Source organism: Pseudomonas sp. PF05 (assembly GCF_056521845.1).
On sequence record NZ_JBWLPW010000032.1, the window covers coordinates 20180 to 32977 of the forward strand.

Genomic DNA, 12798 nt, shown 5'->3' on the forward strand with positions numbered 1-12798 from the left:
ATCTCCATCAACTGACCCACCGCTTTCGCGAGCAAGCTCGCTCCCACACGGGTTCTCGGGTGGTCACAGGGGCCGCATTGCCGGGCAGGCGGCGTCCGGCATTCGTTTCAGGAAGAGAAGATTTCCGTGTACCGGCGAATCCATTGGTCATGCACCGTCGCCAGGAAGGCGTTGTCGTGCATGATCGCTTTGTCGGCGATTTGCTCCGGGGTGAGGATGTAGGGGCTCTTGCGCGCTTCGCTGGAGATGATGGCCTTGGCGTTGACCGGGCCGTTGAAGATGTCTTCGGCCATCTTGCCTTGCACCAGCGGGTCGAGGGAATGGTCGATGAAGGCGTAGGCCAGGTCGGTGTCGCCCGGGCGGTTTTTCGGCATGACCGAGAGCATCAGGTCGGTGTAGAAACCTTCCTTCATACCGAAGGTCGCCCCCAGGCCGTAGGCCGGGTCGCGGATCTGCTTGGGGAAAAACGCCGGCGCGTACAAGCCCCCCATGTCCAGGGAGCCGGTGCGGAAAAGCTCGGCGATCTGGTTCGGGTTTTCACCCAGGGTCACCACCCGGTCCTTGAGCTCGGCGAGTTTCTTGAAGCCGGGTTCGATGTTGTGTTCGTCACCACCGGCCAGTTTGGCGGCGATGATGATCAGGTCCATGGCCTCGGTCCAGTTCGGTGGCGGCAGGAAAATGTTCGGCGCCAGCTCCGCGTCCCACAGCGCGGCGTAACTGTCCGGCGCCTGACTCAAGGTCCGGGTGCTGTAGACCAGGCTGTTGCACCACAGCAGGTAACCAATGCCATGGCCGCCGGCCCCCGTGCGGTATTGCGCCGGCACATCGGCCAGGTTGGGAATGCGGTTGAGGTCGGGCTTTTCCAGCAGCCCGGCGGCGGCCAGGCCCTCGGCGCCAACGCCGGCCAGGGTGATGATGTCGTACTGCGGCCGGTCGCCACCGGCCTTGAGCTTGGCCACCATCTCCGAGGTACTGCCGGTGCGGTCGGCAATGACCTTGGCCCCGGTCTTGGCCTCGAAGGTGGCCGCAATGTTGCGCAACGCCGCCAGCCCGGTGTCGTCGGACCAGGTGAGCAGGCGCAGGGTCTTGCCGACGAACCGCGTATCACTGGCCCGAGCGCTGATGAAGGGCACGCTCAGGGCGGCCGCCGCTACCGAAACCACACTTGCAGTCTTGATGAATTGACGTCTGTTCAGATCATGCTCGCCCATGGAGGACTCCCTTTATTCTTTTAAGTATGAGGTGGGTAAAAACCGTTGCGCCCGCGCCGTTCGACGTCGACAAAAGCCCCGTACCGCAAGGGCTTCACCGCCACCTGCGGCCATCCTGAGGTTGTGCAAAATCCCTGACTATCGAAATAAACTCATTGGAGCCATGTTCCTGGCGCATGCCTTTTTTCGAGGCATGCATGACCTGATAACGTGCTATCAGACGGCCCGGATCACATGCTTGATTTCCTGAAACGCGGCCAATCCCCAAGGTCCCAATTCGCGACCGAGGCTGCTCTGCTTGTAACCGCCCCACGCCGCCTGGGGAAAAATCACCTGGGGTGCGTTGATCCACACCAGCCCCGCCTGCAAAGCGTTGGCAACCTCTTCGGCAGCCGTCAGATCACGGCTGACCACGCTGGCCACCAGGCCGAAACGGCTGTCGTTAGCCAGGGCGATCGCCTGCGCTGGCGTGCTGAAACGGTGTACGCACAGCACCGGCCCGAAGATCTCTTCGCACCACAACGCACTGTCCAGGGGCACGTTGGTGAAGAGGGTTGGCTGTAAAAAAAAGCCGCGCGGCAGATGCGCGGGTCGCTGCCCACCGCACACCAGCGTCGCTCCGGCGCTCAAGCCTCGGTCGATGTGCCCCAACACCCGCTGGTATTGCGCCTGGTTGACCAGCGCGCCCATTTCCACGTCCGGGTCGAACGGGTCGGCCACGCGGATCGCCTCGGCGCGGGTCTTGAGCCGTTGCAGGAATTCATCGGCCAATTCATCGGCGACCAGCACACGACTGGTGGCCGAACACATCTGCCCGGCATTGAAGAAACCACCACCGCAGGCCAGCTCCACCGCCAGGTCCAGGTCAGCATCGGCCAGCACCAGCAAGGACGATTTGCCGCCCAGTTCCAGGCTCACGCCCTTCACCGTTTCCGCCGCCCGCTGCATCACTTGCACACCCACCGCATTGCTGCCGGTGAAGGAAATCTTTGCCACGCGCAGGTCCGCCGCCAATGGCGCGCCAACTGCCAGGCCCGTACCGCAGACCAGGTTGAACACGCCGTCGGGCAAACCGCATCCGGCGATGATCGAGGCCAGTTCCAGCTCCGGCAACGGCGTGACCTCCGAGGGCTTGAGTATCACGCAGCAGCCGGCAGCCAACGCCGGGGCGAGTTTCCAGGCCGTGGTGACCATCGGGAAATTCCACGGCACGATCAAGCCGACCACGCCGCAGGGTTCGCGGCGCAGGCGTGCGCTGAAATCAGCGCTGGGCAATGCCAGCGGACTGTCTTGCCGGGCGTCCAGGCCTTCGGCCAACTCGGCGTAGTACTCGAAGGTGGCGACCACATCGTCGACATCGATGGCCGCTTCGAACATTGGTTTGCCGTTGTTGCTCGATTGCAGGTGCACCAACCGTTCACGAGCGTCCCGCACGCCATCGGCAATCCGGCGCAGGATCGCGCCACGCTCGGCACCGGTGGTGCTCGACCAGTGCGTGAAAGCCTGGGTCGCCGCGTTCAACGCCTGATCGACAGCGCACTCATCGCCGCCATAAACGGTGGTCAGCAGCGCTTCGGTCGCCGGGTTGATCACCCGCAGCGGTTGATCGCCGGCCAACCACTCACCGTTGATGTACAGCCCGTCCTGCGTCGTAGAGAAATTCATTTCGACACCTGCGCCATCCAGGTTGCCTGGTCGATTTCGATCAGCGTCGGGCCCTGCCGGTCGCAAGCGGCGCGCAACGCGGCGTGCAGTTGCGCCACGCCGTCGATGGCTTGCGCAGCGCAGCCCAACGCCTTGGCGACGCCGATGAAATCCGGGGTGTAGATGTCCACGCCCACCGGTTCGATGGCGCGGTTGACCATGTATTTCTTGATCTCTTCGTAGCCCTGGTTATTCCACAGCAGCACGATCACCGGCGTGCGCGCTTCCACGGCACTGGCCAGTTCCGGCAGGGTGAACTGCAACCCGCCGTCGCCAATCAAACACACCACAGCAGGACGACCATGCCCCTGGTCCTTGCCACCAAGCCAGGCACCAATGGCCGCCGGCAAGGCGTAGCCGAGGGTGCCGTAGCCGGTGGATGAATTGAACCAGCGCCGTGGCCGCTCCGGGTTGAAGGTCAGGTTGCCGGTGTACACCGGTTGGGTGGAATCGCCGACGAACACCGCCTCCGGTAGCGCCTGCAAGACGGTGTCGAGAAACAAAGTCTGGGCGCGGGTCGCGGCGTCCCAACTGCCTTGAAGATCCGCGCGCAACCGGGCGGCACGCGTCGCGCCCCAATCGTCACGGCGCTCGGCCAAGGGCTGCTGGCTCAAGGCGTCGAGCACGGCCCGGGCGGCGACGCGGGCGTCGGCCACCAGCGCCAGGTGCGGCGGGTAGTTGCGCACCGTCTGGTCCGGGTCGATGTCGATGCGCAGCAGCGCACCGGGAATCTCGAAGCCGCCGGCGAAGGTAATGTCGTAGTCGGTCTCGGCCAGCTCGGTGCCGATGGCCAGTACCACATCCGCCTCGGCCACCAATGCGCGGGTGGCGACCAGGCTCTGGGTGGAGCCGATCAGCAACGGATGCCGGGCCGGCAACAGGCCTTTGGCATTGATGGTCAACGCCACTGGCGCGCCGAGACGCTCGGCCAATTCAGTCACTTCGGCTGCCGCGTCGATGGCACCGCCACCGGCCAGGATCAACGGTCGTTTGGCCGATGCCAGCTTTGCCGCCATTTGCGCCACGGCACTCGGCGCAGCGCCGGCGCGGTTGATGTTCACCGGCACGCTGGCAAGCAAGGCATCGGCGTCCTCGACCAACACATCCAACGGGATTTCGATGTGCACTGGCCGTGGGCGCCCGGCCTGGAACACGGCGAACGCCCGGGCCAGCACGCCGGGCAACTCGGCGGCGGACATCAGCGTATGGGAAAACGCCGCCACTCCGCCCACCAGCGCGCTCTGGTTCGGCAGTTCATGCAGCTTGCCGCGTCCGCCGCCCAACTGGTTGCGCGATTGCACGCTGGAGATCACCAGCATCGGGATCGAATCGGCGTAGGCCTGGCCCATGGCGGTGGTGATGTTGGTCATGCCCGGGCCGGTGATGATGAAACACACGCCGGGCTTGCCGCTGACCCGGGCGTAACCGTCGGCCATGAAGCCTGCGCCCTGTTCATGCCGCGGGGTCACATGGCGGATGCTGGAACGGGCCAGCCCACGGTACAACTCGACGGTGTGCACGCCAGGAATGCCGAACACCTGCTCCACACCATACGCTTGGAGTAACTTGACCAATACTTCGCCGCACGTCGCCATTGCCATTGCCTTTTTCTTGTCGTGTAAAGGGCCGCGCACAGCCTGCGGCGCAACCCTTGTTTGTCTTGGGGATGGCGTTATTGGAACGGTCCGACCATAGCGGCAACAATGGATAAAAAGTCATACTAGCCATGTCCTCACGTCATGGCTTGGATCCGAAATGAAACGACTTCCCCCGCTGCCGGCGCTGCACACGTTTCTGATCACGGCCCAGTGCTGCAACTTCACCCGGGCCGCCGAACAACTGCACATCACCCAAGGCGCGGTGAGTCGGCAGATCGCCGGGCTGGAAGATCATTTGGGTTATGCGCTGTTCCAGCGCCAGGCACGCGGCCTGAGCCTGACCGCCGAAGGCCAGGCGTGGCTACCCCGGGTGCAGCAGGTGTTCAGGATGATCGGCGACGCGGTCGAGCAGGTCGGCGAAAAACGCCAGACCCTGCAACTCAAGGCCCCGACCTGTGTCATGCGCTGGCTGCTGCCGCGCCTGTTGCAATGGCAGAAGGAACGGCCGGACGTGCCGGTGGAGCTGACCACCACGGTCAGGCACGGCGTGGATTTCCAGCGCGAAGTCTTCGACGCCGCGGTGGTCTATGGCCCACCACCCGACGCCTCGCTGGCGTGCCTGCACCTGTTCGATGAACAACTGACGCCCGTCTGCTCCCGCCCGCTCCTGGAAGGACCGGTGCCGCTGCGTGAACCCGCCGACCTGCAACAACACTTGCTGTTGCACCCCACCCGTGACGAGCGCGACTGGAACGCCTGGCTGACGGCGGCCGATGTGCATTTGAGCCATGTCAGCAAGGGCCAGCATTTCGAAACCCTGGACCTGGCAATGTCCATGGCTTCCCAAGGCACGGGCGTGGCGATTGGCGACTGGTCGCTGATCGGCGACGACCTGAGCGCCGGCCGACTGGTGATGCCGTTCGAACTGAAGGTCAAGACCGGCTTGGGTTATCACCTGGTGCATCCGCACAAACCCCAGGTGTCGGGGCCGTTGCAGGAATTGATGGGGTGGTTGGTGGAGCAGGCACGGGCGCGGTAGCAACGTCACAGCAAGCCCCTGTGGGAGCAAGGCTTGCCCGCGATGAAGGCGACGCGGTCTCTCAGAGATCGAGGTGGCTGTTTCGCGAGCAAGCTTTGCTCCCACAAATCCCCTCGCCACAAAAGCCGGGCAGGCCTCAAGCCATCAGGGTTATCAAAGCAGATTCGGCGCCTGCACCGTCTCGATCTGCGCCCAGTGCGACGTGTCTTCGCGATGCTGCTGCAGATACGGCAAAACCGCCCCCAGCAACGGCGCCTTGAAGGCCTCCTGGAAACGATGGGCCAGGCCCGGGATCAGTTTCAACTGGCTGCCTTGGATGTGCGCTGCCAAGTGGACACCGTGCATCACCGGCAGCAAAGGGTCGGCGGTGCCGTGGACCACCAGGGTCGGCACCCGCAGTTGATTGAGCAGTGCCACCCGACTCGGCTCGGCCATGATCGCCATGATCTGGCGCTTCACGCCTTCGGGGTTGAAAGCCCGGTCATAGGCCACGGCGGCCTGATGCAGCAATGCCTGGCGATCATCCACCACCATCGGGCTGCCCAGCGCGGCCAGCAGATCGGCCTGTTGCTGCAGGGCCGCTTCGCGATTCGGCGCACTGCGCCGCGACAGCAACTGCACCAGCGCGGCGCTGGGTGCGGGCAAGCCTTCGGCACCGGAACTGCTCATGATCAGGGTCAGGCTTTCGACCCGCTGCGGCGCCATGGCCGCCATGTGCTGGGCGATCATCCCGCCCATGCTCACGCCCAGCACGTGGAAGCGTTGCACCTGCAAGGCATCCATCAGCCCCAGCCCGTCGTCGGCCATGTCGGTCAAGGTATACGGCGCGGCCACGGGCAAGCCGAGTTTGTAGCGCAGCGCTTCGAAGGTCAGGTTGGCGCTGCCGGGGACCTGGCGCCAGGTGGACAGGCCAACGTCTCGGTTGTCGTAGCGAATCACCCGGAAACCCTGCTCGCACAGGGCGACCACCACCTCGTCCGGCCAATGGATCAACTGCCCACCCAGGCCCATCACCAGCAACAGCGCCGGATCCGAAGCACGGCCAACGCTCTGGTAGGCCAGGCTCACCTGTTCCAGGTCGACCCGTTGAGTCGCAACATTGATGTCACACCGAGAAGCCGCCATCGACGGCAGGCCGACAAACAGCGCGGCCAGGAAAATGAATACACGCATGAACAAACACCGAAACGCAGAACCCCAGTAGAGCGCGAGTCTGATGAAGTTTGTTCAAGCGCGCTGCCACAGTTGCGTGACAGTTTGATGAAGATTGCCGAATGGTTGCCTGTGCGAAGGCTGCGATCTTTTGACTTGATCTGCTGTTTTTTCACTTTGACTCAATTGTCGGGCAAGATCGCAGCCTCGCTTCGCTCGACAGCTCCTACACGCAACTGCCGCGCCGCCGCCACCATGTTCACCAGTGCCGCTTCCGTTTCCGGCCAGCCCCGGGTTTTCAACCCGCAGTCGGGGTTGATCCACAGCCGCTCGGCGGCGATCCGTTTTACCGCCTTGCTCATCAACGCAACCATCTCGGCCGTGTCCGGCACCCGTGGCGAGTGGATGTCGTAGACGCCCGGGCCGATGTCGTTCGGGTAGTCGAACGCCTCGAAAGCCTCCAGCAACTCCATGTCCGAACGCGAAGTCTCGATGGTGATGACATCGGCGTCCATGTCGGCGATGGCCTTGATCACGTCATTGAATTCGCTGTAGCACATGTGGGTATGGATCTGGGTTTCGTCGCCCACGCCCGAGGCGCACAAACGGAACGCGTCCACCGCCCAATCCAGGTACTCCTGCCATTGCCCGCGACGCAACGGCAACCCTTCGCGGAACGCCGCCTCGTCGATCTGCACAATCTTGATCCCGGCCTTTTCCAGGTCCAGCACTTCGTCGCGCAGGGCCAGGGCCAGTTGTTGCGCCTGGACCTGGCGCGACACGTCTTCGCGGGGGAACGACCACATCAGCATGGTCACGGGGCCGGTGAGCATGCCCTTCATGACTTTGCCGGTCAGGCTTTGCGCGTAGCGGATCCAGTCAACGGTCATGGCGCTCGGCCGACTGATGTCGCCATAGATGATCGCCGGTTTCACACAGCGCGAACCGTAGCTCTGCACCCAACCGAAACGGGTGAAGACGTAGCCGTCCAGTTGCTCGGCGAAGTATTCCACCATGTCATTGCGCTCGGCTTCACCATGCACCAGCACGTCCAGGCCCAGGCGCTCCTGGATCTGCACGGCATGGCGGATCTCGGTGTGCATGGCGTCCTGATAGTCATTGGCCGACAATTTGCCCTGCTTGTAGGCCTGGCGTGCCAGGCGAATGGCCGGGGTCTGCGGGAAGGAGCCGATGGTGGTGGTGGGAAAGGCCGGCAGTTTCAGACGGGCGCGCTGGCGTTCGATGCGCTTGGCAAACGGCGAACGCCGCTGGCTGTCCTGTGGCCCGACTGCCGCCAGGCGCGCCTGGACCGCAGTTTTGTGAATGCGCGCCGAGCTGGCGCGACTGGCCTGCACCTCGCAGCTGTCGGCCAAGGCCTGTTGCACTGCGGGCGCCAGGGGATCGTTCAGGGCATCGCGCAGCACCGCCACTTCACCGCACTTCTGCACGGCAAAGGCCAGCCAGCTCTTGAGTTCCGGATCGAGCTGGTCTTCGCGTTCCAGGTCCACCGGGCTGTGCAACAGCGAGCAGGAGGTGCTGATCCAGAGGTTGTCGCCAAAGCGCTCCTGGGCCGGTTGCAGCTGCGCCAGTGCCTGCTCCAGCTCGCAGCGCCAGACGTTGCGGCCATTGACCAGGCCCACCGAGAGGATCTTGTAGGTCGGCAGGCGATCCAGCACCTGGCCCAGTTGTTCCGGGGCGCGCACCGCGTCGATGTGCAAGCCGTCCACCGGTAGGCTCACCGCCAGGCCGAGGTTGTCTTGCAAGCCACTGAAATAGGTGGCCACGAGTTTTTTCAGCGGCGAGTACTGGAGGATGTGATAGGCCCGCTCGAAAGCGCTCTTCCAGGCCTGGGGCAGGTCAAGGGTAAGGATCGGTTCGTCGATCTGCACCCACTCCACACCCTGGGCCTTGAGGCGGTTGAGGATTTCCCCATAGACCGGCAGCAGGCGCTCCAGCAGGTCGAGCTTGTCGAACGCCTCGCCCTTGGCCTTGCCCAGCCACAGGTAGGTCAACGGGCCGATGATCACCGGTTTGACCTGATGGCCCAAGGCATGGGCCTCGTCCACTTCATCGAACAACTGTTCCCAGCTCAGGGCGAAGGTCTGGTCGACGGAAAACTCCGGGACCAGGTAGTGGTAGTTGGTGTCGAACCACTTGGTCAGCTCCTGGGCGTATTGCGCCTGGCCGTGGTCGGCACCGCAGCAACTGGCCGTGGCGCCACGGGCCATGGCGAACAGGGTGTCGAGGGTCGGTTGGCCCTGGGCATTCAAGGTGCTGTGGAAACGCTGTGGGACGGCGCCCACGGTCAAGGAGTGACCGAGCACCTGGTCATACCAGGCAAAATCCCCAACGGGCAGCAGATCGATGCCGGCGTCTTTCTGCAATTGCCAATGCCGGGCCCGCAGCTCGCGCCCCACTGCCTGCAACGCGGCCGGGGCCAGGTCGCCCTTCCAGTAGGCTTCGAGGGCTTTTTTCAGTTCGCGGTCGGCGCCGATGCGGGGAAAACCGAGGGTGTGGGCCAGGGCCATGGTGTGCGTCCTCCTGTAAAAGATGGCGCCATTGTCGACAGTTGGCCCTACATGAGACAAACTCAACCTTTTCGTGTTGATCACAAGTTTTACTCATGGAGCAACTCCGGTGCTTGAACTCCGTCACCTCAAGACCCTGCACGCCCTGCGCGAAGCCGACAGCCTGGTCGAAGCCGCCGAACGCTTGCACCTGACCCAGTCCGCCCTCTCCCACCAGTTCAAGGAACTGGAAGAGCGCCTGGGCATGCAGTTGTTCGTGCGCAAGACCAAGCCGGTACGGTTCACCAGCGCCGGCCTGCGCCTGTTGCAACTGGCCGATGCCGCCCTGCCCTTGCTGCGCGGCGCCGAACGGGACATCGCCCGCCTGGCGGGCGGCACCGCCGGACGGCTGCACATGGCCATCGAGTGCCATAGCTGCTTCCAGTGGTTGATGCCGACCATCGACCAGTTCCGCGATGCCTGGCCGGAAGTCGAGCTGGACCTGGCCTCAGGCTTTGCCTTCGCCCCATTGCCGGCCCTGGCCCGGGGCGACCTCGACCTGGTGGTGACCTCCGACCCGCTGGAACTGGCCGGCATCACCTACGTGCCGCTGTTCACCTACGAAGCGATGCTCGCCGTGGCCAACCAGCATCGACTGGCGGGCAAGCCCTACATCGTGCCCGAGGACCTGATCAGCGAAACCCTGATCACCTACCCGGTGGAGCGCGATCGGTTGGACATCTTCACCCGTTTCCTGGAACCGGCCGACATCGAACCGGCCCAGGTGCGCACCTCTGAGCTGACGGTGATGATGATGCAATTGGTAGCCAGCGGCCGCGGCGTCTGTGGCATGCCGCACTGGGCCCTGCATGAATACAGCTCGCGGGGTTACGTGAAGGCCAAGCGGCTGGGAGAGAAAGGCTTGTTTGCCACGCTGTACGCGGCGGTGCGCACTGACATGCTCGACGCGCCGTACATGCGCGACTTTTTGCTGACGGCCAAGGACACGTCATTTTCGACATTGGATGGGGTCAGCGCCGTGCGCTGACAGCTTCTGTGGGAGCCCATACACAGGGGATCTGCGGCGAGGTTAAAGTTCGAGCCACATGTGGATTTTGTCGAGGTATTCGTCGTCCACCCGGATCGCCATCGGCTCAAGGCCGTACAAAACGAAGCCGCAGCGTTGATAGAGCTTGAGCGCCGGGTCGTTGCCGGCGGTGACGGTCAGTTGCACCAGGCGCAGGAAGGGATGGCGCCGGGCTTCGGCGAGGGCGGCCTGTACCAGTTGGTCGCCGAGCCCGCGATGGCGCTGTTCATCGGCGACGTACATGCCGAACAGCAGCGCCTTGTGCCGGGCTTTTTCCCGAGGCTCCAGGGCCAGGCCGACGATGCCGACCAACTCCTGCTCGACAAACGCCCCCAGCAGTACATCAAGCCGGCTGCCCAGGCGTGACTCCCACCAGTTGATGGGCAGCTTCGCCCGCTCATTGACGCTGGAGGTGAAGGCCTGCGGATGCAGTGCGTACGCCTGGAGCATCAACTGGCGATACGCCTGGGCATCGCCGGCCCTCAACCGTCGGATGCTCACGCCGAACGCCGTTGCTCAAACATCAGGCGCAACGCCAGCGCCCCGAGGACAAACCCCATGAAGTAGCGCTGCGCCGCCAGCCAGGTAGGGTTATGGACGAACCACGAGGCAATGCCGGCAGCGAACAGGGCGATCAACAGGTTGACGCTGAAACTGACGCTGATCTGGGTCAGGCCCAGGATAATGCTCTGGGTGAACAGCGAACCGTGTTCCGGGCTGATGAACTGCGGGAACACCGACAGATAGAACACCGCGATCTTGGGGTTCAGCGCGCTGGTGAGGAAACCCATGGTGATCAACTTGCGCGTCGAGTCCGCCGGCAACTGCTGGGCCTCGAAGGGCGAGCGCGCGCCCGGCTTCACGGCCTGCCAGGCGAGCCACAACAGGTACAGCGCACCGGCCCATTTCAACACTTCATAGGCCATGGGCACCGCCAGGAACACCGCCGTCAACCCAGCGGCCGCGGCGAACATGTGCACGAAAAACCCCGCCACCACCCCCAGCAGGGAGGTGACGCCGGCCTTGCGGCCCTGGCAGATCGAACGGGAAATCAGGTAGATCATGTTCGGGCCAGGGGTCAGTACCATCAGCAGCGCGGCAGCGGCGAAAATCAACAGGTCCGGCAATGGAATCATGGGCATCAGTCCTTGAGGCGTGGATCAGCAGGTAGCGAGAAGTGTCGCTCGATAAAACGGCAGGATCACCTCGCCTGTCAACGGTGCCAGCACAAGATCGCTGTCACCGGCCGGGTCGATCCAGCACACCTCTTCAATTTCGGCAGCCGGTGAAACCGGGGCGTCGATGCTCAGCAAAAACACTTCGGCCTGCACGACAAACCCCGGCTCGTTGGCCGCCGGCGCGCTGAACACGCCCAGGTAACGGGCCTGCGCCGGGTCGATCTGCAACCCAAGCTCCTCTTCCAGCTCACGGGCCAGCGCCTGCACGGGCTGTTCATGGGCCTCGATCTTGCCGCCCGGCTGCATGAAGGCCCGGGTGCCGCGCTTGCGTACCAGCAGGGTTCGGCCGTCCGGCCCGAGCAACAGGGCGGCGGCAATGCGGATGAGGGAAGTGGTCATGGGTGTTCAAAGCCTTGGCCGGGGAAATGCCGGGGAGATTACAGCGCGTAGAGGTGGGAGCAAAGTCTGGTGCTGGATTAAAAATCAACGCAGTCCCTTGTGGTCAGTTTCGACCGATTGGGGTCGGTGTGTATATCCGTTGCTGCGGTCACGGCCACTGGCGGTTCCGCTCTTACAGCGGGTCACTTTTGGAAAGAGAAGCGCCAAAAGTAACCAAAAACGCTCTGCCGGTATGACTCACCCACATGGGTTACAAATCAGTTCACGCACATAGGTAACAGTTTTTAACTGGCAGGCTCGCTTCCACATTGGGTCAGTGGTGACCTCTAGAATTGTGGTCACTACAAATCCCTGTGGGAGCAAGGCTTGCCCGCGATCGCGGTGGATCAGTCTGCATCAGCGTTGGATGTGCCGCCGTCTACGCGAGCAAGCTTTGCTCCCACAGATCTGACGGGTGTACGAGCGGGAGAGCCAGGTCGGCTGTCAGGCCGCCTCGCGAGCAAGCTTTGCTCCCACAGGTCTGACGGGTGTACGAGCGGGAGAACCAGGTCGGCTGTCAGGCCGCCTCGCAAGCAAGCTTTGCTCCCACAGGTCTGACGGGTGTACGAGCGGGAGAACCAGGTCGGCTATCAGGCCGCCTCGCAAGCAAGCTTTGCTCCCACAGGTCTGACGGGTGTACGAGCGGGAGAACCAGGTCGGCTATCAGGCCGCCTCGCAAGCAAGCTTTGCTCCCACAGATCTGACGGGTGTACGAGCGGGAGAACCAGGCCGGCTATCAGGCCGCCTCGCAAGCAAGCTTTGCTCCCACAGGTCTGACGGGTGTACGAGCGGGAGAGCCAGGTCGGCTGTCAGGCCGCCTCGCAAGCAAGCTTTGCTCCCACAGATCTGACGGGTGTACGAGCGGGAGAACCAGGTCGGCTGTC

10 protein-coding genes are annotated in these 12798 nt (G+C 63.5%); 2 read left to right on the forward strand and 8 right to left on the reverse strand.

What is annotated here, in order from left to right:
- Positions 1-107: 107 nt before the first annotated feature.
- From AC09SL_RS28810 to AC09SL_RS28820, 3 genes are all read right to left on the reverse strand, one after another.
- Complete coding sequence (locus AC09SL_RS28810) at positions 108-1211, reverse strand: ABC transporter substrate-binding protein (RefSeq protein WP_058546062.1); 1104 nt, start codon at positions 1209-1211, stop codon at positions 108-110.
- Between the two features lie 216 nt (positions 1212-1427).
- A complete protein-coding gene (locus AC09SL_RS28815) occupies positions 1428-2876 on the reverse strand; it encodes an aldehyde dehydrogenase family protein (protein WP_058546063.1) in 1449 nt (482 codons plus the stop codon).
- On the reverse strand, positions 2873-4510 hold the full coding sequence (locus tag AC09SL_RS28820) for a 5-guanidino-2-oxopentanoate decarboxylase (RefSeq protein ID WP_058546072.1): 1638 nt from the start codon (positions 4508-4510) through the stop codon (positions 2873-2875). Before AC09SL_RS28820 ends, AC09SL_RS28815 begins: the two co-directional genes overlap by 4 nt.
- Before the next feature lie 160 nt (positions 4511-4670).
- On the opposite strand from AC09SL_RS28820, the gene AC09SL_RS28825 reads away from it, so the two are divergent.
- Complete coding sequence (locus AC09SL_RS28825) at positions 4671-5552, forward strand: LysR substrate-binding domain-containing protein (RefSeq protein WP_058546064.1); 882 nt, start codon at positions 4671-4673, stop codon at positions 5550-5552.
- Between the two features lie 153 nt (positions 5553-5705).
- Here AC09SL_RS28825 and AC09SL_RS28830 read toward each other — a convergent pair whose 3' ends face one another.
- Positions 5706-6725, reverse strand: a complete 1020-nt coding sequence (locus AC09SL_RS28830) for an alpha/beta fold hydrolase (RefSeq protein ID WP_064107026.1) — start codon at positions 6723-6725, stop codon at positions 5706-5708.
- Positions 6726-6886: 161 nt separating this feature from the next.
- Entirely contained in the window at positions 6887-9232 is a 2346-nt protein-coding gene (metE, locus tag AC09SL_RS28835) for a 5-methyltetrahydropteroyltriglutamate--homocysteine S-methyltransferase (protein WP_058546065.1), read from the reverse strand.
- Positions 9233-9341: 109 nt separating this feature from the next.
- Between metE and metR the strand changes: the two genes are divergently transcribed.
- The gene (gene metR / locus AC09SL_RS28840; protein WP_058546066.1) at positions 9342-10259 is read left to right on the forward strand and encodes a transcriptional regulator MetR; all 918 of its coding nucleotides are present in this window, start codon (positions 9342-9344) and stop codon (positions 10257-10259) included.
- Between the two features lie 42 nt (positions 10260-10301).
- Here metR and AC09SL_RS28845 read toward each other — a convergent pair whose 3' ends face one another.
- Genes AC09SL_RS28845 through AC09SL_RS28855 form a run of 3 tightly spaced genes read right to left on the reverse strand, consistent with a single transcriptional unit; the run spans position 10302 to position 11875 of the window.
- Positions 10302-10799 (reverse strand): GNAT family N-acetyltransferase, encoded by a 498-nt coding sequence (locus tag AC09SL_RS28845; RefSeq protein WP_058546067.1) that lies wholly within the window; start codon positions 10797-10799, stop codon positions 10302-10304.
- Entirely contained in the window at positions 10796-11434 is a 639-nt protein-coding gene (locus AC09SL_RS28850; RefSeq protein WP_058546068.1) for a LysE family translocator, read from the reverse strand. The genes AC09SL_RS28845 and AC09SL_RS28850 overlap by 4 nt, the downstream gene beginning before the upstream one ends.
- Before the next feature lie 24 nt (positions 11435-11458).
- Positions 11459-11875, reverse strand: a complete 417-nt coding sequence (locus tag AC09SL_RS28855; protein WP_058546069.1) for an NUDIX hydrolase — start codon at positions 11873-11875, stop codon at positions 11459-11461.
- Between the last annotated feature and the right edge of the window lie 923 nt (positions 11876-12798).